General features: G+C 70.0%; 21 protein-coding genes. 12 read left to right on the top strand and 9 right to left on the bottom strand.

What is annotated here, in order from left to right; translation table 11 throughout:
• Positions 1–63: 63 nt before the first annotated feature.
• The 3 genes from AMYBE_RS0139490 to AMYBE_RS0139480 all read left to right on the top strand — a co-directional run bounded on the left by AMYBE_RS0139490 (position 64) and on the right by AMYBE_RS0139480 (position 2,206).
• Positions 64–288, top strand: coding sequence for an exodeoxyribonuclease VII small subunit (locus tag AMYBE_RS0139490; protein WP_020664931.1), 225 nt, complete (start codon positions 64–66; stop codon positions 286–288).
• A gap of 89 nt (positions 289–377) precedes the next feature.
• Positions 378–1,433: a class II fructose-bisphosphatase gene (glpX, locus tag AMYBE_RS0139485; protein ID WP_027928508.1), complete on the top strand. Its 1,056-nt coding sequence runs from the start codon at positions 378–380 to the stop codon at positions 1,431–1,433.
• A gap of 20 nt (positions 1,434–1,453) precedes the next feature.
• Positions 1,454–2,206: a S1 family peptidase gene (locus AMYBE_RS0139480; RefSeq protein ID WP_020664929.1), complete on the top strand. Its 753-nt coding sequence runs from the start codon at positions 1,454–1,456 to the stop codon at positions 2,204–2,206.
• Between the two features lie 7 nt (positions 2,207–2,213).
• On the opposite strand, the gene AMYBE_RS0139475 is transcribed toward AMYBE_RS0139480, so the two are convergent.
• A complete protein-coding gene (locus AMYBE_RS0139475) occupies positions 2,214–3,185 on the bottom strand; it encodes an NAD(P)/FAD-dependent oxidoreductase (RefSeq protein WP_020664928.1) in 972 nt (323 codons plus the stop codon).
• 162 nt (positions 3,186–3,347) lie between these two features.
• Here AMYBE_RS0139475 and AMYBE_RS0139470 point away from each other — a divergent pair, with 162 nt between their 5' ends.
• Positions 3,348–4,745, top strand: a complete 1,398-nt coding sequence (locus tag AMYBE_RS0139470; protein WP_020664927.1) for a class II fumarate hydratase — start codon at positions 3,348–3,350, stop codon at positions 4,743–4,745.
• A 4-nt stretch (positions 4,746–4,749) separates the two neighbouring features.
• Here the strand turns inward: AMYBE_RS0139470 and AMYBE_RS0139465 are convergent, their stop codons facing one another.
• On the bottom strand, positions 4,750–5,649 hold the full coding sequence (locus AMYBE_RS0139465) for a DMT family transporter (RefSeq protein ID WP_027928507.1): 900 nt from the start codon (positions 5,647–5,649) through the stop codon (positions 4,750–4,752).
• Positions 5,650–5,736: 87 nt separating this feature from the next.
• Here AMYBE_RS0139465 and pdxR point away from each other — a divergent pair, with 87 nt between their 5' ends.
• The 4 genes from pdxR to AMYBE_RS0139445 all read left to right on the top strand — a co-directional run bounded on the left by pdxR (position 5,737) and on the right by AMYBE_RS0139445 (position 11,315).
• On the top strand, positions 5,737–7,113 hold the full coding sequence (pdxR, locus tag AMYBE_RS0139460) for a MocR-like pyridoxine biosynthesis transcription factor PdxR (protein ID WP_020664925.1): 1,377 nt from the start codon (positions 5,737–5,739) through the stop codon (positions 7,111–7,113).
• Between the two features lie 119 nt (positions 7,114–7,232).
• Positions 7,233–8,957 carry an ATP-dependent DNA ligase gene (locus AMYBE_RS0139455; RefSeq protein WP_020664924.1) on the top strand — a complete coding sequence of 575 codons (1,725 nt, stop codon included), beginning with the start codon at positions 7,233–7,235 and terminating at the stop codon, positions 8,955–8,957.
• A 197-nt stretch (positions 8,958–9,154) separates the two neighbouring features.
• Positions 9,155–10,456 (top strand): S53 family peptidase, encoded by a 1,302-nt coding sequence (locus AMYBE_RS0139450; protein ID WP_154676424.1) that lies wholly within the window; start codon positions 9,155–9,157, stop codon positions 10,454–10,456.
• Positions 10,457–10,673: 217 nt separating this feature from the next.
• Positions 10,674–11,315, top strand: a complete 642-nt coding sequence (locus AMYBE_RS0139445; protein ID WP_020664922.1) for a Pr6Pr family membrane protein — start codon at positions 10,674–10,676, stop codon at positions 11,313–11,315.
• On the opposite strand, the gene AMYBE_RS0139440 is transcribed toward AMYBE_RS0139445, so the two are convergent.
• Complete coding sequence (locus AMYBE_RS0139440; RefSeq protein WP_020664921.1) at positions 11,275–12,495, bottom strand: NADH:flavin oxidoreductase/NADH oxidase family protein; 1,221 nt, start codon at positions 12,493–12,495, stop codon at positions 11,275–11,277. The genes AMYBE_RS0139445 and AMYBE_RS0139440 overlap by 41 nt on opposite strands.
• 94 nt (positions 12,496–12,589) lie before the next feature.
• On the opposite strand from AMYBE_RS0139440, the gene AMYBE_RS0139435 reads away from it, so the two are divergent.
• Positions 12,590–13,213, top strand: a complete 624-nt coding sequence (locus AMYBE_RS0139435) for an MBL fold metallo-hydrolase (RefSeq protein WP_020664920.1) — start codon at positions 12,590–12,592, stop codon at positions 13,211–13,213.
• Positions 13,214–13,336: 123 nt separating this feature from the next.
• Here the strand turns inward: AMYBE_RS0139435 and AMYBE_RS0139430 are convergent, their stop codons facing one another.
• Entirely contained in the window at positions 13,337–13,804 is a 468-nt protein-coding gene (locus AMYBE_RS0139430; protein WP_027928505.1) for a DUF309 domain-containing protein, read from the bottom strand.
• 67 nt (positions 13,805–13,871) lie between these two features.
• Between AMYBE_RS0139430 and guaB1 the strand changes: the two genes are divergently transcribed.
• A complete protein-coding gene (gene guaB1 / locus AMYBE_RS0139425) occupies positions 13,872–15,311 on the top strand; it encodes a GMP reductase (RefSeq protein WP_027928504.1) in 1,440 nt (479 codons plus the stop codon).
• Between the two features lie 73 nt (positions 15,312–15,384).
• Here guaB1 and phoH2 read toward each other — a convergent pair whose 3' ends face one another.
• Positions 15,385–16,776, bottom strand: a complete 1,392-nt coding sequence (gene phoH2 / locus AMYBE_RS0139420; RefSeq protein ID WP_020664917.1) for an RNA 5'-3' helicase PhoH2 — start codon at positions 16,774–16,776, stop codon at positions 15,385–15,387.
• Positions 16,777–17,429: 653 nt separating this feature from the next.
• Between phoH2 and AMYBE_RS0139415 the strand changes: the two genes are divergently transcribed.
• The gene (locus tag AMYBE_RS0139415; protein WP_020664916.1) at positions 17,430–17,678 is read left to right on the top strand and encodes a hypothetical protein; all 249 of its coding nucleotides are present in this window, start codon (positions 17,430–17,432) and stop codon (positions 17,676–17,678) included.
• A gap of 61 nt (positions 17,679–17,739) precedes the next feature.
• Here AMYBE_RS0139415 and AMYBE_RS0139410 read toward each other — a convergent pair whose 3' ends face one another.
• Positions 17,740–18,498 (bottom strand): isoprenyl transferase, encoded by a 759-nt coding sequence (locus AMYBE_RS0139410; protein ID WP_020664915.1) that lies wholly within the window; start codon positions 18,496–18,498, stop codon positions 17,740–17,742.
• Between the two features lie 111 nt (positions 18,499–18,609).
• On the opposite strand from AMYBE_RS0139410, the gene trhA reads away from it, so the two are divergent.
• A complete protein-coding gene (gene trhA, locus AMYBE_RS0139405) occupies positions 18,610–19,278 on the top strand; it encodes a PAQR family membrane homeostasis protein TrhA (RefSeq protein WP_027928503.1) in 669 nt (222 codons plus the stop codon).
• 64 nt (positions 19,279–19,342) lie between these two features.
• On the opposite strand, the gene AMYBE_RS0139400 is transcribed toward trhA, so the two are convergent.
• From AMYBE_RS0139400 to AMYBE_RS0139390, 3 genes are all read right to left on the bottom strand, one after another.
• Positions 19,343–21,238, bottom strand: coding sequence for an acyl-CoA dehydrogenase family protein (locus tag AMYBE_RS0139400; protein ID WP_020664913.1), 1,896 nt, complete (start codon positions 21,236–21,238; stop codon positions 19,343–19,345).
• Between the two features lie 61 nt (positions 21,239–21,299).
• Positions 21,300–21,857, bottom strand: coding sequence for a hypothetical protein (locus AMYBE_RS0139395; protein WP_020664912.1), 558 nt, complete (start codon positions 21,855–21,857; stop codon positions 21,300–21,302).
• A gap of 85 nt (positions 21,858–21,942) precedes the next feature.
• Positions 21,943–23,931: a thioredoxin domain-containing protein gene (locus AMYBE_RS0139390; RefSeq protein WP_020664911.1), complete on the bottom strand. Its 1,989-nt coding sequence runs from the start codon at positions 23,929–23,931 to the stop codon at positions 21,943–21,945.
• Positions 23,932–23,985: the final 54 nt, after the last annotated feature.

The following is a 23,985-nucleotide window of genomic DNA, read 5'->3' as shown; positions in this document are numbered from 1 at the left end:
TCGGCGCCCGGCCGAGCGCGGTACTCTGCGCGAACACCCTCGCGCAGCACAAGGTCGGAGAACGTGAGCGAAGCAGATACCGCCGGACTCGGTTACGAACAGGCCCGCGACCAGCTGGTCGAGGTCGTCAAGGAGCTGGAGGCCGGCGGGCTGTCGCTGGAGCAGTCGCTGGAGCTCTGGGAGAAGGGCGAGCAGCTCGCCAAGGTGTGCGAGCGGCATCTCGAGGGCGCGCGCGAGCGGATCGAGGCCGCGCTGGCCTCGGTGGAGACCGACGACGACACAGAGTGACATGCACCATGCGTCGCTGAATCGGTCAGGTGACTCCGCGATCTGACACACTGGGAACCCGCCGAAAACCAGTGTTCCGGGAGGCCACGATGACCACCGCCAGTGACCCCAGCCGACGTGAGGCGCCTGATCGCAACCTCGCGATGGAACTGGTACGGGTGACCGAGGCCGCCGCGATGGCGGCCGGCCGCTGGGTCGGCCGCGGGGACAAGATCGGCGGCGACGGCGCGGCGGTCGACGCGATGCGCCAGCTCGTTTCCACCGTCTCGATGCGCGGCGTCGTCGTGATCGGCGAGGGCGAGAAAGACGAAGCGCCGATGCTGTTCAACGGCGAGGAAGTCGGCAACGGAGACGGCCCGGACTGCGACGTGGCGGTCGACCCGGTCGACGGCACCACGCTGATGGCGAAGGGCATGCCGAACGCGCTGGCCGTGCTCGCGGTCGCCGAGCGGGGCGCGATGTTCGACCCGTCCGCGGTGTTCTACATGGAGAAGCTGGCCGTCGGCCCGGACGCGGCGGGCAAGGTGGACATCTCCGCCCCGGTCGCGGAGAACATCCGGCGCGTGGCGAAGGCGAAGAACTCCAGCGTCAGCGATGTGACGGTGTGCATCCTCGACCGGCCGCGGCACGAGCAGCTGGTCAAAGAGGTCCGCGCGGCGGGAGCCCGGATCCGGTTCATCTCCGACGGCGACGTCGCCGGCGCGATCGCCGCGGCCCGGCCGAGCACCGGCGTCGACATGCTGCTCGGCATCGGCGGCACGCCCGAAGGCATCATCGCCGCGTGCGCGATGAAGTGCCTCGGCGGCGAACTGCAGGGCCGGCTGTGGCCGAAGGACGAGGCAGAGCGTGAGAAGGCGCTCGCCGCGGGCCACGACCTCGACCGGATCCTGCTCAACGACGACCTGGTCACCGGCGACAACGTGTTCTTCTGCGCGACCGGCGTCACCGACGGCGACCTGCTGCGCGGCGTCCACTATCGGGCGGGAGGGGCCACGACGCAGTCGATCGTCATGCGGTCCAAGTCCGGGACGGTCAGAATGATCGACGGATACCACCGGCTGGAGAAGCTGCGGGCGTACTCGTCCGTCAACTTCGACGGCAACCTCGACCTCGAAGACGAGCGGGCGGTGCCCCCGCTTCCCTGATCTGCCAAGGAGTTTCTCCGGTGTCGAAACGGCTGCTCGCGCTGCTGATGACGGTTCTGCCGGGAGCCGCGCTCGGCGCGGGCACTGCTTCGGCGGCACCGTCGATCGTCGGCGGGACCGACGCGGACCAGCCGTACCCGTTCGCGGTGTCGCTGCGCACTTCGGGCGGTGCACTGTTCTGCGGCGGTTCGCTGATCGCGCCGACTTGGGTGGTCACCGCGGCGCACTGCCTTTCCGGAAAGGACCCGGCGACGATCGGAGTCCGGGTTGGCAGCAATGACGCCGAGCAAGGCGGCGAGACGCCGAAGGCCGCGGAATTCGTCTTGCATCCGCATTTCAACGCCGAGACCCAGACCGGCGACCTCGGCCTGATCCGGTTGACGGCACCAGTCAAGGCCGCGCCGATCGCGATCGGCCCGAGCGCCGAGCCAGGGGCGGCGGTCCGGGTGATCGGCTGGGGCCAGACCTGCGCGACACCGAACTGCGGCCCGGTTTCGCCGTCGTTGCGCCAGCTCGACACCCACCTGGTGCCGGGCTCGCACTGCACCTCGTCCTTCGACGGCACGTCCGAGCTGTGCACCGACAGCCCGGGCGGATCCGGTTCCTGCTACGGCGACTCCGGCGGCCCGGAACTGCTGCGCGACGGCGACCGGTGGCTGCTCGCCGGGATGGTCAGCCGACCCGGGAACGGGTCGACGACCTGCGGGAGCGGGCCGTCGATCGCGACGTCGGCGGTGGCGTATCAGCCGTGGATCGCGGAGAAGACCGGCTGAATCGCGTTCACTCGACGTTGCTCGAATGCCCGGGGAACAAATGCGCCTCCGGGTTCAGCGCTACCGCGATGTTGTTGACCGCCGTCGCCGCCTCGCCGAATCCGGTCGCGATCAGCTTCACCTTGCCCGGATACGCCGCCACATCGCCCGCCGCGTAGACCCGCGGCCGCGCCGTCGCCATGGTCGAATCCACCGCGATCGCACGGTGGTCGATCTCCAGGCCCCAGCTCTCGATCGGCCCCAGATCCGCGGTGAACCCCAGCGCCGCGACCACCGCGTCCGCGCGCAGCCGCTCCTCTTCGCCGCCCTTGACCGCGACGTCCACCGCGGTCAAGGCGCCGTCCGGACCGGCTACGAAACGGGACACTTCCGCGTCCGTCACCAATCGGACTCCGAGCTCTCGTACCTGCCGCACAATCGATTCCGCCGCGCGGAACTTCGCGCGGCGGTGCACCAGCGTCACGCTCGCCGCGATCGGCTGCAGCGCGAGGCACCAGTCGAACGCCGAATCGCCGCCGCCGACCACCACCACGTGCTGGCCGGCGTGCGCGGCCAAAGACGGCACGAAATGGACCATGCCCCGGCCCAGCCACCCGTCGCCGGCCGGCAGCGGACGCGGCGTGAACTCTCCGATGCCCGCGGTGATCAGCACCGCGCCGGCGCGCAGCACGTCGCCGCCGTCGAGGGTCAGTTCCAGTCCGCCGTCGACGCTCTCCAGCTTCTCCGCCTTGCGCCCGAGCAGGTAGTCCGGCTGCCACGGCTTGACCTGGTCCACCAGGCCCTGCACGAGATCGCGGCCGCGCACCGCGGCGAACCCGCCGACGTCGTAGATCATCTTCTCCGGATACATCGCGGTGACCTGGCCGCCCGGCTCGGGCAGCGAATCGACGATGGCCATCGACAGGCCGCGGAATCCCGCGTAGTAGGCGGCGAAGAGGCCGGTCGGACCGGCTCCGATGACGACGAGGTCGTACTCCATGAGGCTCGCTCCATGCCAGTGGTGGGTGGCGGTGATCGAGAACACACTGAGAATAATCGGCAGGGCAACGTCATTCCATTGAGGTGGCGGCCGGGCGGGTCGGCTGCCCGGGTGGGCGACGACACCCGGCCAGCCGCGCGAATCGGGTCCAGAATCGGTGTTATGGCTGAACAGGAATACCGGATCGAACACGACACGATGGGCGAGGTCCGCGTCCCGGTCGACGCGCTCTATCGCGCGCAGACGCAGCGCGCCGTGGAGAACTTCCCCATCTCCGGCCGCGGCCTGGAGCGCGCCCAGATCCGCGCGCTGGGCCTGTTGAAGGCCGCCGCCGCCCGGGTGAACGCGCGCCTGGGCGTCCTGGACGCCGACGTCGCCGACGCCATCGCGAAAGCCGCCGACGAGGTCGCCGAGGGCAAGCACGACACGCACTTCCCGATCGACGTCTTCCAGACCGGCTCGGGCACCTCCTCGAACATGAACGCGAACGAGGTCATCGCGACGCTCGCCACCCGCGCGCTCGGCCGCGACGTGCACCCGAACGACCACGTCAACGCGTCACAGTCGTCCAACGACACCTTCCCGACCACGATCCACGTCGCCGCCACCGAGGCGGTGCTCACCGACGTCGTACCGGCGCTGGAGCACCTCGCCGGCGCGATCGAGGCGCGTGCCGAGGAGTGGCAGGACATCGTCAAGTCCGGCCGCACGCACCTGATGGACGCGGTGCCGATCACCCTCGGCCAGGAAGCGGGCGCGTGGGCGGCGCAGATCCGGTTCGGCATCGAGCGGCTGCGGTCCGGCCTGCCGCGGCTGGGCGAACTGCCGATCGGCGGCACCGCCGTCGGATCGGGGCTGAACGCGCCGGACGGCTTCGGCGCGGCTGTTTCGGCCGAGCTGGCACAACTCACCGGCCTGCCGCTGACCGAGGCCCGCAACCACTTCGAGGCGCAGGCGACTCAGGACAGCGTAGTCGAGACCTCCGGTCAGCTGCGCACCATCGCGGTGTCGCTGAACAAGATCGCGAACGACCTGCGCTGGCTGGGCTCCGGCCCGCGCACCGGGCTCGCCGAACTGGCGCTGCCGGACCTGCAGCCAGGCTCGTCGATCATGCCGGGCAAGGTGAACCCGGTCATCCCGGAGGCGACCCTGCAGGTGGTCGCGCAGGTCATCGGCAACGACGCGGCGGTCGCGTTCGCCGGGGCGGCGGGCAACTTCCAGCTCAACGTGAACCTGCCGGTGATCGCCCGCAATGTGCTCGAATCCGCGCGGCTGCTCGCGGCCGTGTCGCGGCTGTTGGCGGACAAGGTGTTCGCCGGGGCCACCGCGAATGTCGAGCGCGCCCGCCAGTACGCCGAAGGTTCGCCTTCGATCGTGACGCCGCTGAACAAGTACATCGGCTACGAGGAAGCGGCCGCGGTCGCGAAGCAGGCGCTCAAGGAGCTCAAGACGATCCGCGAGGTCGTGCTGGAGCGCGGGTACGTCCGCGACGGCAAGCTCACCGAAGCGCAGCTCGACGAGGCGCTCGACGTGCTGCGCATGGCGCGCGGCGGCAAGTAACGCGTCAGCTCGCGGCGGCGGCCCGTTCGGCTACGGCCGGGCGGGCCGCTTCGCGTTTCCACAGCCCGCATGCGACTCCGGCGGCGACCAGCGTGACGCCGAGCAGGTCGGCCAGAGCGAACCGTTGCGCGCCGATCAGCACTGCTACCGCGAGCCCGGACACCGGCATCAGCCCGATCAGCACTCCGGCCCGGTCCGCGCCCAGCTCAGCGACGCAGCGGTACCAGAGCACGAACGCCACCGCGGTCACGAGAACGGCCAAGAGCAGCAACGCGATCAGCTCTCGCTGGTTCGGCCAGCGCCAGGCACCGGCTGGGTCGGCGACCGTGCCGACGATCGCTCCGCCCGCCGCCGCGGTGAAACAGCTCCACGTCGAGGTGGCGAGCGGACCGAGCCGACGCAGCAAACCTACCGCGAGCAGCGTGAACGACGCTTCGCACAGCATCGCCAGCGCGGCCAGCAGCAATCCGGGCGCGGAGGCGGACCCGCCGCCGGACAGCACCACGATGCCCAGCCCGGCCAGCACCGCGCCGACGACCGGAGCCGCCGACGGACGGCGTCCGTCCATCATGGGCGCGACCAGTGCCAGCACCAGCGGGCTCGCGCCGAGGAAGGCCACTACCGCGCTCGGTTCCGCGTAGCGCTGTGCCAGGAGCAGGCAGGCTTGGAAGCCGATCATCCCGGTCGCGGCGATCCCGATCAGCGTCGGGAGATCGCTGAGTTTCGGCCGTGGCAACGGCTTGCGAGCGGCCTTCGCCCAGCTGTACAGCAGAAGCCCGCCCAGCGCGTACCGCAGCGCCTGCCCGGTGATCACCGGATACCCGTCCAGCATGCCGGTGACCGGCACCGACCCGCCGACGAGCACCGCGCCGGCCACGCCTGAAAGCACCATCGCACGTTTCACGAGGATCAGCTTCTCGCCGGGAGTGGTCTATTCAGAAGGACCACTCGACCCTGGCCTAACTGGACCACTTGATCGTACTGTCGAGCCGTGGAAACCATCCGGGAGCTGCTGCTGCCCGCTCTCGCCGGCGGCCGGCGCGGCCGAGCCGTCGAAGCCGCGCTGCGGGAGGCCATCCGCAGCGGACGGCTCGCCACCGGAACGCGGCTGCCGTCGAGCCGCGACCTCGCCCGGCAGCTCGGCGTCGCGCGCGGCACGGTCACCGCGCTGTACGAGCAGCTGACCGCCGAGGGATACCTGCTGAGCAAGCACGGTTCCGGCACCCGAGTCGCACCGTTCGATCGCGCCGGGCCGGCTCTTCGCGCTGCCACCGCGAAAGCACCGGACTGGGAGTTCGACCTCCGGCCGGGCTTGCCCGCACTGTCGGCGTTTCCGCGTACGGAATGGCTTGGCGCGGAACGAGAAGCGCTCAACGCGACGCCTGATACCGGTCTCGGCTATCCGGACCCGACCGGGCATCCCGCGTTGCGTGCCGAGCTGGCCGCGTACCTCGGGCGAGTCCGTGCATTGCCGGCTGGCCCGGACGACATCGTGATCACCAGCGGAGCGGCGGAGGCGTTGTCACTGCTGGCGGATGCGCTGCCCGGCCAGCGAATCGCGGTCGAGGACCCGAGCCACCCTGGGCAGGCTGCCCTGCTGCACGGCCACGGACTGGAACCGGTCGGCATTCCGGTCGACGACATGGGAATCGACGTCGACGCGCTGGCCGCGTCGGGCTGTTCGGTGGTGCTGGTGACGGCCGCGCACCAGTTTCCGCTCGGTGTCGCACTGCACCCGGAGCGCCGACGGAACCTGCTGGCCTGGGCAGCGGAAACGGGCGGTCTCGTACTGGAGGACGACTACGACGCCGAACATCGTTACGACCGCCCCGCGTTGGGCGCGATGCGGGCGCTGGCACCGGAGCATGTCGCGTACATCGGCAGCGTCAGCAAGGTGCTCGCTCCGGCGTTGCGGATCGGCTGGTTGCTCCCGCCGCGCCGGCTGCGCGACGCCGTGGCCCGGGCCAAGGAGATGCACGACCTGGGCTGTCCGCCGCTCCCGCAAGCCGCCCTCGCGCACCTGATCGCGACCGGCGGGTACGACCGGCATTTGCGTCGGACCCGCCGGCTTTACCGTGCCCGGCGGGACGCGTTGATCGACGCACTCGCGCGGCAGCTGCCGCAGTGGCGGCCAGTTGGCATCGCCGCTGGACTGCACCTGGTCGTGCGGCTTCCGGACGGCACGGATGACCTGCGACTGCAGGAGAATCTCGCCGTGGCGGGAGTGCGCGCGCCAGCTTTGTCGACTTATTCCCATGCCGCGTCGGGCTATCCGGGGCTGGTGCTCGGCTACGCCGCTCTCGCCCCGGACCGGCTTCGAGCCGCCGTCGCGCGGATCGCTTCGATCGATCCGCGGGGCGCAGGGTAGCTGTCAGGTACGACAGCACCCCAGTTACTGGCCCCCGTTCGGCGGGATGATCAGCCGCTTTTCACCCGGCCGAGGAGCGCTCCGCCGGTTTTGTCGGTGCGCGGGGCGATGATGTCCGGGTGTTGTTCACCGAACTCGTCACCGCGTCCGCCGAACTGGCGGCCACCCGGTCCAGGAAGGCGAAAATCGCCGTTCTGGCCAGTATCCTGCGCGCGGCCGAGCCTGGCGAACTGCCCGCGGTGATCGCATATCTCACCGGGCAGACCGCACAGGACCGGCTCGGTGCGGGATGGCGCACGCTCGCCGATCTCGCCGTCCCGCCCGCGGCCGCGGCGACCGTCGACGTGGCCGAGGTCGACGCCGCGCTGGCCGAAGTCGCGGCGGCGGCCGGTGCGGGTTCGGTGAAACGGCGGGCCGACGTGCTCGGCTCGTTGTTCGCGCGGCTGACCCGCGCCGAGCAGGAGTTCGTGTTCCGGCTGGTCACCGGCGAACTTCGGCAGGGCGCGCTGGAAGGCGTGATGGTCGATGCGATCGCGGCGGCGGCCGAGGTGGGCGTCGACCAGGTGCGGCGCGCGTTCATGCTGTCCGGCCGGTTACCGGTCACCGGGCAGACAGCGATCACCGGCGGCGCGGCGGCGCTCGCGGAGTTCCGGCTGGAACTGGGCCGTCCGGTGCGGCCGATGCTGGCTTCGCCCGCGGAGTCGTTGGAGGAGGCCGAGGGCGAGCACGCCAACGCGATTGTCGAGTACAAAATGGACGGTGCCAGGATCCAGGTGCACCGGCGAGGTTCACAAGTGCGGGTCTACACCCGGACGCTGCGGGAAATCACCGGCAGCGTGACCGAACTGGTGGAACTCGTGCGGGCGCTGCCGTGCGAATCCGTCGTGCTGGACGGCGAAACCCTCGCGCTCACCGACGACGGGCGGCCGCGCCCGTTCCAGGAAACGATGAGCCGGTTCGGCAGCACCCGGGACGAACAGGTGCGGGCGTTGCTGCTGCGGCCGTACTTCTTCGACTGTCTCCACTTGGACGGCGTCGACCTCCTGGACGCGCCGCTGTCCGAACGCCACGAGGCGCTGCGCCGCGCCGCGGGCGAGCACGTGATCCCGGGTGCCATCCGCCCTTCTTCGGCGGCCTCGGTCCTCGACGCCGCGATGGCCGCCGGGCACGAAGGCGTAATGGTGAAGGACCTCGACTCCGCCTACGCCGCCGGGCGGCGCGGCCGCGCGTGGCTGAAGGTGAAACCGGTGCACACCATCGATCTCGTGGTGCTGGCGGCGGAATGGGGCCATGGCCGACGCACCGGGAAACTGTCCAATCTGCACCTGGGCGCCCGCGATCCGGACGGCGGACCACCGATCATGGTCGGCAAGACGTTCAAGGGCCTCACCGACGAACTGCTGGCCTGGCAAACCGAACGGTTCCAGGAAATCGAGATCCAGCGCGACCGGTGGACGGTGCACGTGCGGCCGGAGACGGTGGTCGAGATCGAACTGGACGGGGCGCAGGTCAGTACGCGTTACCCAGGCGGCCTGGCGCTGCGGTTCGCCCGAGTGGTGCGGTACCGGCCGGACAAGGATCCAGGCGAAGCAGACACGATCGACACGGTCCGCGGGCTGCTGCGCGGAGCCCGCCCAGAGGCAGTGGCTGGCGAAACAGCCGACCCAGTGGCGGGCGCTGACCGCGGCCCAGCCGAGGCGGCGGCCAGCCCCGCTGAGCCCTCCAGCGACCCGACACCGCCCGACGCCGCAACCAACCCCACCGGGCCATCCAGCGGCCCGGTACCAGCCGAGCCGATCCACGCGCCGTCCTCCGATTCCGCTCCGCCGCCCGCTCCCGGCTGACCGCCCGCGCTCGGCGAGGAATCCCGGGGAACCCGTCCGACCGATCCGCGCCACGCGCGGCAATCCACCCGGAACATTCCGGACATCGCACCAGTTTCCCCGCCAACCACCGGAAAACGTCCGACGAAAGTCGATATCGCGCCCCGGCCGGGTGCCCGAGAGTGGGGGCACTGGCCTGTGCGGATAGGAGAGCAAGCATGACGTTCCGGGTGAGATCAGCGGTCCGGGGATTCGGGCGGCCGATGACCCTGCTGGCGGGCGCGACACTCGTCGCCACCGTGGTGGCCGCACCGGCCAGTGCCGCGCCGGCGCCGCCCGCGCCCTCGCGGCATCATTTCTCGGCGGCCGCGCAGTCGTTCGTCGGAGCGACCACGGTGCGCGAGCGCGTGGCCCGGCTCGACGCGGCGATGGCCAAGCTGCCCAAGGAAAGCGTCGCGTACAACGCCACGAAACTGTGGAACCAGGGCATCACCGGTGCCGGGTCGACCGTCGCGACGCTCGTGTCCTACGGCGACGACCAGGTCAAGCAGGTACTGGACGCGTACTCGAAGGAGCACGGCCTGCCGCCGGCGAACGTCGAGATCCTGCAGCCCTCCGGCGCGGTGCCGGCGTGCACCGACCCCGGCGTCGACACGCCCACCTGCCAGTCGTGGGGCGGAGAAACCGACCTCGACGTCACGATGATGCACGCGATGGCGCCGGCGGCGAAGATAGTCGTCGCGGCCACCCCGGTCGCCGAGACGCAGGGCTTCGCCGGTCTGCCGGAAATGATGCACGCGGTCGACTACATGACTCAGCACCGCGTCGCCGACGTCGTCTCGATGAGCTTCGGCACCACCGAAGAGAACTTCCCGTCGTTCGACTCGATCAAAACTCTCGACCCGGCACTGGAACGGGCCAGCCGGGCAGGCGTCACGCTCGTCGCGTCGTCCGGCGACGACGGCCCGACCGGCGCGTACCTGCAGGGCCCTGGCCGGTACCCGTACCGAGTGGCCAGCTGGCCGGCCAGCGACCCGAACGTCACCGCCCTCGGCGGCACCCAGCTGCACCTGGACGCGAACGGCGTCCGCACCAAGCCGGACGACCTGGTCAACGCCGCGGACAACGGCTTCAGCGAGGGGGCCGGGCTGTCGAAGGCGTACGCGCGGCCGTCCTGGCAGAACCGGGTCAAGACGATCACTGGCAGCACCATGCGCGCCTACCCGGACATCAGCATGGAAGGCGTGCAGGGAACGTCCCAGTCGGCTCCGCTGTTCGCCGGCGTGCTGGCTCTGGCCGTGCAGGCCAAGCACGGCCGGCTGGGCCAGATCAACCCGGCGCTGTACACGAAGCTGGGCCCGAAGGGGACCGCGGCGGGGATCATCGACGTCACCACCGGCGACAACAGCCAGTGGGGCGTCGAGGGCTTCAAGGCGGGCCCTGGCTACGACATCGCCAGCGGCTGGGGCACGGTCGATGCCTCGGTCTTCGTGCCGGCGCTGGTCAAGGCGGTGAAGTAAGGCAAGCCGGGAAGTGAAAGCCAAGCACCGGTGCGGCCGGACTCGGTCGCACCGGCGCTTGGCTGACGGTGCCTGAAGCGGTGCCCGCCTTCCGCAGCGATCGGGCTACCTCCGGGCGACGTCCCGAAGCCCCCTGCGACAAGGTTCACCCGCCCGGCGCACCGACCACAGTCGTGTCGCTCCAAGCAGGTCCCGCCTGCGCCGTACTGTCGTCGGCATGTCTTCGAAAGCCCGGCTCTGGTTCGGCATCACCGCGATCGTCGCGCTGGCCGCGATCGTGATCCAGATCGTCGCGGTCGTCCCGGCGCACGGGCCCTACCCGACCGTCACCGGCCGCGTGGCGAACCTGTTCGCGTACTTCACCATCATCTCGAACGTGCTCGTCCTCGTCACCAGCGCGGCGATCGCCCGAGGCCGCGCCGCCTCGGCGCTGATGCGCGTCTTGTGGCTCGACGCGCTCGTCGGGATCGTGGTCACCGGGGTCGTGTACCAGGTCGCGCTGGCCGGGCTCACCGAACTGCACGGCCTCAATCTGGTCGCGGACATCCTCCTGCACCGCGTCACGCCGGTGCTGTGCGTGGTCGGCTGGCTGTTCTTCGCGCCGCGCGTGCTCGAATGGCGCACCGTCGCCTGGTCGCTCGTCTATCCGTTGGGGTGGCTGGTTTTCACGCTCATCCGCGGCTCGCTCGACGGCTGGTACCCGTACCCGTTCATCAACGCCGACAAGCTCGGCTACGGGCAGATCTCCCTGAACTGCCTGCTGATCGGCGTCTTCTTCATCGCGCTAGCCAGCGGCGCGAAGGCCGCCGACCGGCTGCTCACCCGCGCACCCGGCGAAATGCGTTCAGCGGATCGCTGAGCCCCGCCTGCGCGAGCGTCCGCCACGCGCTGCGCTTCACGTCCACTGGCTTGCCCGCCGCGACGCGGTGCATCTGCTGGGTGTGCCACTGGATTTCCAGCAGGCTGTCGGCCAGCCGGATCCCGGTGTGCGGGCACAGTCGTTCGGCGCGGACGTCCTCGCCGGCGAGCAGCCGGGCCGGCAGCGCCGGGTCCACTGTGAACGGACGGCCGAGCCCGATCATGTCCAGCGCACCGGATTCCAGCGCCTCGGCCATCCCGGCGGCGGTGGCGAAGCCGCCGGTCACCATCAGCGCGACGTCGCTGATCTGCCGTGCCTTCGCCGCATAGTCGAGGAAATACGCTTCCCGTCGCTGTGTGCTGGCTCGGCCGGACCCCATCATCACCGCGCGTTCGTACGTGCCGCCGGAGATCTCCAGCAAGTCGATGCCCGCCTCGCCCAGGGCCCGGACAACTTGCAGCGACTCGTCTTCCTCGAAGCCGCCGCGCTGGAAGTCGGCGCTGTTGAGCTTCACCGACACCGGGACGCGATCTCCGACCGCGGCCCGGACCGCGCGCACCACTTCGAGCAAGAACCGGCTGCGGTCGCGCCCCCACTCGTCGTCGCGGCGGTTCACCAGCGGCGACAGGAACTGCGAGACCAAGTACCCGTGCGCACCGTGCACCTGCACGCCGGCAAATCCGGCATCGACGAATGTCCGCGCGGATGTCGCGAATTTCGCGATCACCGCTTCGATTTCGTCCCCGGTCAACGCCCGCGGCGCCGCGAAGGCGGTCCGCACGCCCCGGTCGCCGAAGGGCACCGCCGACGGCGCGACCGGCCGGCGCGAGAGGTAGCGGGGGCTCTGCCGTCCCGGGTGATTGAGCTGCACCCACAACTGCGCGTCGGTCCCGTCCACCGACTTCGCCCACGGCCGGTACACGGCCGGATCCGGCACCGCGGGCACCGCGACGTTGCGCGGCTCGCCGAGCGCGGTCGGATCGACCATCACATTGCCGGTCAGCAACAGCCCCGCCCCGCCGTGCGCCCACGTGCGGTACAGCGAAACCAGCTCGTCGGACGGCGCGTTGCGGCGGTCGCCCAGCTGCTCGCTCAGTGCGGACTTCGCGATGCGGTGCGGCAGCACCGCCCCGCAGTGCAGCTTGAGAGGCTCGGCCAGCAGGTCCCGAGGGTCGGTCATGGCGGTCCCGTCGTCGCAGCTAACTTACCGCGAGTAAGGATACTCGATGGTAAGTAAGACCGGAACCACCTCGCGGGCACTAGGGTCTGCGGGCATGACGGCCATAGTGCAGAACCTGGTCACGTCGGGCGTGTTCGAGCTCGACGGCGGCAGCTGGGAAGTGGACAACAACGTCTGGATCGTCGGCGACGACACCGAGGTGATCGTGATCGACGCCGCGCACGACGCGGCCGCCATCGCGGACGTCGTCGGCGATCGCGCGGTCCGCGCGATCGTGTGCACGCACGCGCACAACGACCACGTCAACGCCGCCCCTGAACTCGCCGAGCTCACCGGCGCACCGATCCTGCTGCATCCGGCCGACCGGGTCGTCTGGGACCTGACCCACCCGGACCGCGCCCCGGACGCCGACCTCGCCGACGGCCAGACCATCACGATCGCGGGCACCGACCTGACCGTGCTGCACACCCCCGGCCACGCCCCGGGCGCGATCTGCCTGCACAGCCCCGAACTCGGCGTCGTGTTCACCGGAGACACCCTGTTCCACGGCGGCCCCGGCGCGACCGGCCGGTCCTACTCGGACTACCCGACCATCGTGAAGTCCATCCGCGAGCGCCTCTTCCAGCTCCCGGACGAGACCATCGTCCGCACCGGCCACGGCGAAGCGACCACGATCGGCAAGGAAAAGGCTGGGTCAGCGGACTGGCCGGACGCCTGATCGCAACGGTCTCCACCGGGCCGGCTCCCGCCCGCTGCCGCAGCGCTGCCCGAGCCGGTCCTCCCGCCCCGCCGCGGGCCTTCTGGGCCGGGCACCGCCGGGTCAGCGAGAGATCAGCCGCACCTACCGAGTCAGCCGAGGCACTTCCGAATCCACCCGCGCCTTCTCCCGAGACTCCGCCGCAAGCGCTTGCGCCCACTCTCGCAGCCCGGCGACGTCGATCCCATACGGCGAGGCCTCGGCGAACGGTGCGAGATTCTCCGCGCCCCGCTCCAGCAGCGCGACCGCCCCAGTCCCGTTTCCGCGCAGGACGTGCGTCAGCCCGACCGCCAGCTGGGCCAGCGCGCGCCACAGCTCCCGTTCCGGACCGTCCGTCGCCTTCCACGCGTCCTCGAACACTTCGTGCGCGTGGAACGGCCGTCCGGCGTCCAGCAACTCCTGGGCCTCCGCCAGCGTCGCCGCCGGGGTCCGCCGCACACCTTCGGGCTGGCGGGGCACCCCGTCCGCGCCATAGGGCAGCGGGCGGCCGAGGCCGTCTCGCGGGCGAGCGTTGCGGGCACGTCCTTCAGCGTCGCGATCACGGCTGTCCACCTGGCCATTGTTCCACGCGCTACGCCGGGTTAGCGTCCCGCGCACGAGCCACGTAGCCTGGGGACTCGTGCGCTTTCTGGATGGGCACGTGCCCGCTCACGACCTGACCTACGACGACGTTTTCCTCGTGCCGAACCGCTCGGACGTGGAATCCCGGTTTGACGTCGATTTGTCCGCCGCGGACGGCTCCGGCGCGACGATCCCCTTGGTGGTGGCCAACATGACCGCCGTCGCCGGGCGGCGGATGGCCGAGACGGTCGCTCGGCGCGGCGGGCTCGTCGTGCTGCCGCAGGACGTCGACACCGAGGCGGTCACCGACATCGTCTCCTGGGTGAAGTCCCGGGACACCGTCTGGGACACGCCGCTGGTCCTCTCCAGCGGCGACGCGGTGGCCGACGCCCTCAACCTGATGCACAAACGAGCACACGGCGCGGTCGTCATCGTCGACAACGACGGCAAGCCGGTCGGCGTCGTGAACGAAGCCGCTTGCGTGGGCGTCGACCGCTTCGCCCGGCTCGCCGACGTCATGGAACTGCCTCTTCTCGCGGTGCCGGTGGGCGAGCACCCGCGCAATATCTTCGGGACGCTGCACGGTCACAGCGGCGCTCTCGCGCTCGGCTTGGACTCCGAGGATCGGCTCGCCGGCATCCTCACCGCCGTGAGCGCGCTGCGTTCGCAGATCTACTCCCCTGCCGTCGACGCGCAGGGCAAGCTGCGTGTCGCCGCCGCGCTCGGCGTGAACGGCGATGTCGCGGCCAAGGCCGAAGCAGTGCTGGCCGCGGGTGTCGACGTGCTGGTCGTCGACACCGCGCACGGCCACCAGGACAAGATGATCGCCGCGCTCAAGGCGGTCCGGTCGGTGTCGCCGCAGGTGCCGGTGGTGGCGGGCAACGTGGTGACCGCCGAGGGCACCCGTGACCTCATCCAGGCCGGCGCGGACATCGTCAAGGTCGGCGTCGGTCCGGGCGCGATGTGCACCACGCGCATGATGACCGGCGTCGGCCGGCCGCAGTTCTCCGCGGTCGCGGAATGCGCGGCGGCCGCACGCGAACTGGGCAAGCACGTGTGGGCGGACGGCGGCGTCCGGCACCCCCGCGACGTCGCGCTGGCCCTGGCCGCGGGCGCGTCGGCGGCGATGGTCGGCTCGTGGTTCGCGGGCACCTACGAATCGCCCGGCGACCTGCGCTACGACGAGCAGGGCCGTCCGTACAAGGAGTCCTTCGGGATGGCGTCGAAGCGCGCCGTCGGCGCCCGGACGCGCACTGACGACGCCTTCGACCGTGCACGCAAGGCGCTGTTCGAAGAGGGCATTTCGACGTCGCGGATGTCGCTGGATCCGACCCGTCCGAGCGTGGAAGACCTGATCGACTCGATTTGCGCGGGCGTCCGCTCGTCGTGCACGTATGCGGGCGTGCGCACGTTGGAGGAGTTCCACGAGCGCGCGGTGCTGGGCATCCAGTCCGCGGCCGGCTTCGCCGAAGGCCGTCCGCTGCCTGCCGGCTGGTAAACCCTGGCTTCAAATCCGTGAAGGGAACATTGACGGACCCTGAGTCCCTCAATGTTCCCTTCACGGAATCAGGTCAGCCGTGGTCCTCCAGCATCTCCGTCACCAGCGCCGCGATCGGCGAGCGCTCCGAACGGGTCAGGGTCACGTGCGCGAACAGCGGATGCCCCTTCAGCTTCTCGATCACCGCCGAGACGCCATCGTGCCGCCCGACCCGCAGGTTGTCGCGCTGGGCCACGTCGTGCGTGAGGACCACGCGCGACGCCGTGCCGAGCCGGGACAGCACGGTCAGCAGCACATTGCGCTCCAGCGACTGCGCCTCGTCCACGATCACGAACGCGTCGTGCAGCGAACGGCCGCGGATGTGCGTCAACGGGAGCACCTCAAGCATGCCGCGGTCGAAGACCTCGTCCAGCACGTCCTGGCTGACCAGCGCGCCGAGCGTGTCGAACACCGCCTGCGCCCACGGCTGCATCTTCTCGCTCTCGGACCCGGGCAGGTAGCCGAGGTCCTGGCCGCCGACCGCGTAGACCGGGCGGAACACCACGACCTTGCGGTGCTGCTGGCGTTCCATCACCGCCTCCAGGCCCGCGCACAGCGCCAGCGCCGACTTTCCGGTGCCGGCTCGTCCGCCCAGCGAGACGATGCCGACGTCGGAGTCGAGGAGAAGGTCGAGCGCCACCCGCTGTTCCGCCGACCGGCCGTGCAGGCCGAACGCCTCGCGATCGCCGCGCACCAGCCGCACCCGTTTGTCCGCGGTGACCCGCCCCAGCGCGCTGGAACTGCCCGCGAGCAGCCGCAGCCCGGTGTGACAGGGCATCTCGCCGACCTCGCCGAGCCCGAACTCCGCCGGATCCGCCGAGCCGCCCGCGAAGAGCGCGTCGATCAGTTCCTGCGGGGCGTCCACGTCGGCCATGCCGGTCCAGCCGGACGGCGTGACGTCCTGCGCGCGGTACTCGTCCGCGGTGAGGCCGACCGCACCCGCTTTGACCCGCAGCGGGATGTCCTTGGTGACCAGCGTGACCGCCGGTTGCTCGGTCGCCAGGTTCAGCGCGCAGGCGAGGATGCGGTGGTCGTTCGAGTCGGTGCGGAAACCCACCGGGAGCACGGACGGGTCGGTGTGGTTCAGCTCCACCTGGAGGGTGCCGCCCTCGTCCCCGATCGGGATCGGGGCGTCGAGCCTGCCGTGCTTGAGCCGGAGGTCGTCCAGCAGCCGGAGGGACTCCCGGGCGAACCAGCCCAGTTCGGGGTGGTGGCGCTTGGCCTCCAGTTCGCTGATGACGACCAGCGGCAGCACCACGGCGTGTTCGGCGAACCGGGTGACCGCCCATGGGTCGGAGAGCAGCACCGACGTGTCCAGAACGTAGGTGATGCGGGGGGATTCGGGCGAGATCGAGGCTTTCTCCGGCGCGGTGGCGCCGGTCGAAGAACGGCCAAAGGCCTTGCGGGGTGAACGCTGCGCAGTCACGACGGCATCTCCCTCGAGGGCGTGTGCACCCCACGCCCGCACTCGCTGGGCCGGGCACCTCCCTGGCTGGGTCCGCACTCCCTGACGCTGGCTGCGTCAGGCGGCACGGCCACGAGGGCCGGGTGCCGGCCCCCTCGTGCATCTAGTGGGCGGCTGAGCCGCCCCCTCGATCAACGCCACGACTAGGGCCTCCCGCGAGGACCCGCACGGAACGCGAGCCCTCTATTCGGGAAGGTACCCACGTCCGCCCCTTCGTGCAGGCAGCCACACAGGTGATTCGCCGATTCGTCATCCCACCGTCGGTCGCTGGAAACGGAGCGTCCACGGTGATCACTCTTCGTGATCGGGTCAGGCAATCGGGGGGTCGACCGGTCGGATGATCTTGGAAAATTAATCACCGAACGCAGCCGAATCGCAGGTAACGAGCCTTTTACCATGCGTCAGACCAGAATGCATTTCGCGTCCTGGACACTGAACCGGACCGAGTGAACTGGGCCTTCAGACCCTCACACAATGGGCGTACGCGAGATTCGCCAGAGGCTATTTGGGGGTAATTTTCTTCCTGCGGGACACACCACCGGAACACTCCGGTTCCATCCACTGGAGCACTCCGGTTCCCCGAATCCCAGTATCTCTACCTAGGAGTGTGCGAAGTGCTGAAGAAGGCTGGAATCATCGCCGGAGCGGCTGCGGGTCTGATGATGATCGGCGGGACCGCGTTCGCCTCCCCGGCCGTGAGCCAGGGCGCCCCGGACCCGACGTTCGGCGACGCCTACGCCACCTTCATCGAAGGCGGCGGCGCGCTGGGCTACGGCGCTGCTTCGCTGGTCGCGGGTGCCTACACCGGCATCGCCACGACCCCGGCGCTGATCGCCCACTCGATGGAGCACCACCACGGCTGAGTCCGTACGTGACGCGGAAGGCCCCGGAGCTGCGGCTCCGGGGCCTTCCGCTGTGCCCGGGCTACGTGCCGAACCGGCGGTGCCGCCAGGCGTAATCGCGCATCGCACGGAGAAAGTCGACGCGCCGGAACGCCGGCCAGTAAGCCTCGGTGAACCAGAATTCCGAATGCGCGGACTGCCACAACAGGAATCCGGAAAGCCGCTGTTCACCCGAGGTTCGGATAATCAGGTCCGGATCCGGCTGACCGGAGGTGTACAGATGCTCCGAGATGTGGTCCACGTCGAGTATCTTCGCCAGCTCGCGAATTGAGGTGCCCTCGTCGGCGTGCTGCAGCAGCAGTTTCCGGACCGCGTCGGCGATCTCCTGCCGCCCGCCGTAGCCGACCGCGATGTTCACCTCCATTCCCTCGCGGTCCTCGGTGCGCGCCGCGGCGGCGGTGAGCTTTTGCGCCACCTCGAGCGGCAGCAGGTCGAGCGCGCCGACGATGCGCAGCCGCCACGGCACCGCGGGCCCGGCGAGCTCGTCGGTGACGTCGGTGATGATTTTGAGCAGCGGCGTGAGCTCTTCCGGGTCCCGGTTCAGGTTGTCGGTGGAGAGCAGCCACATCGTCACGACCTCGACGTCGGCCTCCCGGCACCAGCTGAGGAAGTCGGCGATCTTCTTCGCGCCCGCCCGGTGCCCGTCGGCCACGTCGGTGAACCCGGCTTCGCGCGCCCAACGGCGATTGCCGTCGAGCATGATCGCGATGTGCCGAGGATGTCGACCGGCCGCCTGCTGGATCAGGCGGCGGCTGTAGACGCTGTAGACGACGTCGGACATGAAGGACCGGAGGCTCACGTCGCCCGAGCGTACGCACCTTCGGCGGACACGTGTGACGCACCACGGGAGCTGGCAAAAAACCTACGGCCCCGTAACCTAGGCTTGGTGAGCGTGACGATCGAGCCCCCGCACGTCCCCGAGGACACCCGCCCCCGGCTGCGCGGCCACATCCACTTCTGGTCGTTCTTCGGCGCGGTAGCGGCGGCTGCCACGCTGATCAGCCTCGCCGCGTCGACAGTTTCGCCGATAGCGGCGCTGGCGACGTCGGTGTACGGCCTGACGGTGCTAGGCGTTTTCGGTGTGAGCGCGCTGTATCACCGCAGGCTGTGGAGCCCGCGCGCGTACAAATGGATGAAGCGCGCCGACCACTCGATGATCTTCCTGTTCATCGCGGGTACCTACACACCGTTCGCGCTGCTGGCCATGTCGAAGCCGACCGGGTACGTGGTACTGGGCATCGTCTGGGGCGGCGCGGTGCTGGGCGTCGCGATGAAGATGCTGTGGCCGCACGCGCCGCGCTGGCTCGGAGTGCCGATTTACATCGCGCTGGGGTGGGTCGCGGTGTTCGTGCTGCCGGAACTGCTCAACCATGCCGGGGTCGCGGCGTTGGTGCTTCTTTGCGTCGGCGGACTGTTTTATACCGTGGGGGCGGTTTTCTACGCGGTGAAATGGCCGAATCATTGGCCGGAGACCTTCGGGTACCACGAGTTCTTCCACGCGTGCACGGTGCTGGCGGCGGTGTCGCACTACATCGCGATCTGGTTGGCGATGTACGCGTAGCTGGGGTTCTCTTTCTCAGGCCGTCGCCAGGCCGTCACGCTGCATGGGGGCGGCCTGAGTCGTTTCAGCCCGCCAGCATCGGGGCCGCCAGGAACTGCTCCGGCACAGCGAACCCGTCCACCAACGTCCGCGCGTGCGGCCGCAGCTCGCCGCACAGCGCGTTAACTGCCGCAGTCACTGCCTTGGACCGGCCGACTGTCAGCCGCCCGTGCTCGAGGAACCAAGCGCGGTCCGCTTCGATCGTCGACAGTGCGTACAGGTCGCACAGCCGGGTCAGGAGCATCTGAGCGTCCGGATCGGCGCACGCACCGACAGCGCGTGCGAAGGCGTCCAGGACGAGACGGTCCACGTGGACGCGGCCTGCCAGCAGCACGTGGTCCTGTACGGAGTTGAAGACCTCGAAGAGGTCTGAGGACCCGCGACGCAACCGGTTGGCCACGCTGCTCAGTACGTGCTCTTCGCGGTCCTCGAACAGCCGCTGCTGCCACTCCCGGTCGAACAGCACGGTGGCGTCATCAGACTCAGTCAGGCGCTCCAGGAAACGTCGCGCAGCGGAGTGTTCCATGACGGTGTCGACCAGTTGCTCGGCGACGAACCGGGCGGTCGCGAGGGGGCTGAGGTCCGCGAAGTGTTCCTTGTACTGCGTCAGCAAGCCCTTCGCGACGAGCTGCAACAGCACCGTGTTGTCGCCCTCGAAGGTCGTGAAGACGTCCGTGTCGGCCTTCAAATCAGCGAGCAGATTGGACGACAGGTACCCGCTCCCCCCGCAAGCCTCGCGCGCGGTCTGGATCGCGCTCGTCGCGTGCCAAGTGTTCACCGCTTTCAGGCCGGCCGCGCGGGACTCCAGTTCGCGTTGCGCCTCCTCAGGCGCGTCGGGGGCGAGGTCGTGCAGCGCGGCGACCAGTTCCTCCTGCGCAAAATGCAGCGCGTAGGTCTTCGCCAAAGCAGGCAGCAGTTTCCGCTGGTGTCCCAGGTAGTCCAGGACCACCACTTCCTCGCCGTCGGGACGCTGGAACTGGCGCCGTTGGTCGCCGTAGCGAACAGCCAGGGTCAGGGCGCGTTGGGTGGCGCAGCCGGCGCTGCCGCCGACGCTCACGCGGCCGCGGATCAGCGTGCCGAGCATCGTGAAGAAGCGGCGGCCGTCGCTCTCGATCGCGCTTGAGTAGGTGCCGTCGACAGCTACGTCTGCGAAACGGTTCAGCAGCGCATCCCGTGGCACGCGAACCTGGTCGAACGTCAGCCGGCCATTGTCGACACCGTTCAAGCCTGCTTTCGCGCCGCAGTCGGCGATGGTGACGCCGGGAGCGGCGGAGCCGGATTCGTCGCGGATCGGAACCAGGAAGGCGTGCACGCCCCGGGATTGCCCACCGGTCACCAGCTGGGCGAAGACGACCGCGAGCTGACCGTCGCGAGCCGCGTTGCCGATGAATTCCTTGGTGGCTCCTGGATCCGGGCTGTGTACGACGAACTCCCGCGTCGGCGGGTCGTAGGTGGCGGTGGTGTGCAGGTGCTGAACGTCTGAACCGTGGCCGTGTTCAGTCATCGCGAAGCAGCCGAGCAGGTCGAGATTCATGATGCGGCGCAGGTACTTCTCGTGGTGCGGCGCGGTGCCGAGCAACTGCACCGCGCCGCCGAACAGACCCCATTGCACGCCTGCCTTGACCATCAGCGACAGGTCGCCGTAGCCGAGCATTTCGAACGACACCACCGCGCCGCCGACATCGTCCAGACCGCCGTAAGCCGAATCGAACCCGAGCGCGGGCCGGTCGGTCGCGGCGAGCTTCCGCAGCTGGTCCAGCACCTGCCGCCGATGTGCTTCGGCGTCCAGGCCGACGGTGCCCCGGAACTCCTCGGCCCGCATCTGCGTACGCACGTCGCGCTTCAGCTCGGCCCACCGGCCGTCGAGGGCGGCAGTCAGCGCGTCCGGGTCCACCTTCGCGGGCACAGCAGGCACGTCCACGGGTTCCTCCGATCGACCGGCGACACCGGACAGCCTGCCGCAGCGGGGTTGCTCCCGCAGCTCAGCCGAGGTCGGGCCCCTTCGACCGCAGGTCGTCCACCTTGGTCATCGCTTCCCGCAGCTCGCTCAGCCAGGTGTCCGCGTGCTGGCCGACCAGGCGCACCGCCCAGGCGAGCGCTTCGGACCGGGACCGCGCGACGCCGGCGTCCACCAGGGTGTCCAGCACCTGCCGTTCGGGCTGCCGCAACCGCGTCATCACCGGCACCGACAGCGTCGTGAACAGCACCGTCGTGCCGCCCAGTTTCGCGCCCCAGGCCACCTTCCGCTGGTAGCGATGCTCGGCCTGGCGGGCGATCTCGATCCGCTCGTCGCGGGTCTCCTCGCGGAACCGGCTGATCCGCCCGTCCTCCGCCGCCGCGCGGGCCGCGTCGTCGGCGTATTCGCCGGTCAGCGCGGGCAGTTCGCCCACGATCAGGATCTCCTCACGGTCCACCGTCAGCTCCGGCTCGCCGGTGAACCACGCGTCCGGGAGCCGGCCGCCGAACCATGCCGCGGCGTCGTCCGCGGACGGCACCTCGACCTGCTGCCAGCCTCCCCGGCCCTTCCAGCCTCGTCCCATGACGCCTCCTTGATTACATGATTACGTCACTACTGAAGCTACGCCGATTTCAGGGCCGGGCGCACCGCGTTCACCAGGGGCGGAATCAGAGCTGCGCGACGAGTTGATCCGCCGAGGTCACCGGACGTTCGCAGACGTAGCCGCGGCAGACGTACGCCGCCGTCTCGCCGTGGACCAGCGGCCGGTCAGCCAGCAGCGGGACGCCGGGCGCGTCCGGCTCGCCGCCGAGCACGATGCCGCCGCCGTGGATGTGCCGCGCGGCGGCCGCGACCAGCGCCGACCGGTCCGCGCCGACGACCGCGATCTGCACCGGGCCCGATTGCGCGGCCTCCGCGACCGACAGCCAGTGCCCGGCGAACCGCGGCACCCGCGCGGCGAGCAGGCCGACGCGGCGGAGCGCCAGTTCAGCGGCATCGCGGTAGCGGGCGGCCTGGTCGGGGCCAGCCAAGGCGGACGCCGTCAGCAGGGCCCCGGCCAGCGCGGACGCGCCAGACGGGCTCGCGTTGTCGGTTGGGTCGGACGGCCGCTGCACCAGCTTCTCCGCGTCGTCCGCGGTGTCGTGATAGGCGCCCGGAGCTTCCGCCGCGAAATGCGCCAGTGCGACGTCCAGCAGCCGAGTCGCCTCAGCGAGCCAGCGAGGTTCGCCGGTGGCCTGGTGCAACGCGAGCAGGCCGTCAGCGACGCAGGCGTAGTCCTCCAGCACGCCGGCCGGGGTGCCGACTGCGCCGTCTCGCGAACTGCGTCGAAGGCGTCCGTCGACCACATGCAGGTCCAGCAAGAGGGAGGCCGCGTCGCGGGCCAGCTCGATCCACTGTGGACGTTCCAGCGCTACGCCCGCTTCGGCGAGCGCGGAGATCGCGAGACCGTTCCACGACGCGACCACCTTGTCGTCCCGGCCGGGTTGCGGACGCTTCGCGCGCGCGTCGAACAGGGCCTGCCGGATGCGCTCGAAGCGCGCGAAGTCGTCCGGATCCGTCTGCAACTGAAGCGTCGAAGCGCCTTCTTCGAAGGTGCCGCTCTCGGTGACGCCGAAAAGCTCAGCCGCCCACGGGCCGTCGTCGCCGAGCACCTCGGCCAGCTGCGCCGGCGTCCAGACGTAGGTCAGTCCCTCGACGCCTTCGGTGTCCGCGTCCAGGGAAGCCGCGAATCCGCCCTGCGGCGTACGAAGATCGTGCTGAAGGAACCGGACGATCCCCTCCGCCACCCGGCGCGCAGAGGCTGAGCCGCGGCGCGCCAAGTGCGCATACGCCCGAAGCAGCAACGCGTTGTCGTACAACATTTTTTCGAAGTGCGGGACGATCCACCCGGCATCCACCGAGTACCGCGCGAAACCGCCGGCGAGCTGGTCGTGGATGCCGCCGCGAGCCATCGCGTCCGCCGCGGACTCGGCGAGCGCGAAAGCTTCCGCCGAGCCGGTGCGCTCATGGTGCCGGAGCAGGAACTCGATCACCATCGACGGCGGAAATTTGGGCGCCCCGCCGAAACCGCCGTTCACCGGGTCCGCTTCCTGGGCCAGCTTGGCGACCGCCGCGGCCAGCGCGGCCGAGTCGACCGCAGCTTCTTTCAACGGACCGCTCTGCTCGGCGAGGTGCCCGATGATCTGCTTCGCCCCTTCGCGCAGGTCGTCCGGCCGGTTCTGCCACGCCTCGGCGACCGCGACCAGCAACTGGGAGAACGACGGAATCCCCGGTCGCGGCGCGGGCGGATAGTAAGTGCCGCAATGGAACGGCTCCCCCTCCGGGGTGAGGAAGCAGGTCATCGGCCAGCCGCCCTGCCCAGTCATCGCCTGCGTAGCGGCCATGTACACGGCGTCGATGTCCGGCCGCTCCTCGCGGTCGACCTTGATGTTGACGAAATTCGCGTTCATCAGCGCGGCGGTGCCTTCGTGCTCGAAGGATTCGTGCGCCATGACATGGCACCAGTGGCAAGCGGCGTAACCGACGGAGAGGAGAATCGGAACATTCCGGCGGCTCGCTTCGGCCAGCGCGTCCGGCCCCCATTCCCACCAGTCGACGGGGTTGCCGGCGTGCTGCAGGAGATACGGGGAAACGCTGTCGGCCAAGCGGTTCGTCATACCCCGAGTGTGCAGCATCCCGATGAGCGGTGAATCGCGTCCATGCTGAGCGCG

This window comes from Amycolatopsis benzoatilytica AK 16/65 (assembly GCF_000383915.1).
In the GTDB taxonomy this organism is placed as follows: Bacteria; Actinomycetota; Actinomycetes; order Mycobacteriales; family Pseudonocardiaceae; genus Amycolatopsis; species Amycolatopsis benzoatilytica.
This window is presented reverse-complemented; position numbering and strand designations above follow the sequence as displayed.

Coding starts and splice junctions, on each gene's coding strand:
- AMYBE_RS0139445 (WP_020664922.1), top strand. CDS start 10,674: ATGTCTTCGAAAGCCCGGCTCTGGTTCGGCATCACCGCGATCGTCGCG.
- AMYBE_RS0139395 (WP_020664912.1), bottom strand. CDS start 21,857: ATGGGACGAGGCTGGAAGGGCCGGGGAGGCTGGCAGCAGGTCGAGGTG.
- AMYBE_RS0139390 (WP_020664911.1), bottom strand. CDS start 23,931: ATGACGAACCGCTTGGCCGACAGCGTTTCCCCGTATCTCCTGCAGCAC.
- AMYBE_RS0139450 (WP_154676424.1), top strand. CDS start 9,155: ATGACGTTCCGGGTGAGATCAGCGGTCCGGGGATTCGGGCGGCCGATG.
- AMYBE_RS0139440 (WP_020664921.1), bottom strand. CDS start 12,495: ATGACCGACCCTCGGGACCTGCTGGCCGAGCCTCTCAAGCTGCACTGC.
- glpX (WP_027928508.1), top strand. CDS start 378: ATGACCACCGCCAGTGACCCCAGCCGACGTGAGGCGCCTGATCGCAAC.
- AMYBE_RS0139475 (WP_020664928.1), bottom strand. CDS start 3,185: ATGGAGTACGACCTCGTCGTCATCGGAGCCGGTCCGACCGGCCTCTTC.
- AMYBE_RS0139435 (WP_020664920.1), top strand. CDS start 12,590: ATGACGGCCATAGTGCAGAACCTGGTCACGTCGGGCGTGTTCGAGCTC.
- AMYBE_RS0139470 (WP_020664927.1), top strand. CDS start 3,348: ATGGCTGAACAGGAATACCGGATCGAACACGACACGATGGGCGAGGTC.
- AMYBE_RS0139410 (WP_020664915.1), bottom strand. CDS start 18,498: ATGTCCGACGTCGTCTACAGCGTCTACAGCCGCCGCCTGATCCAGCAG.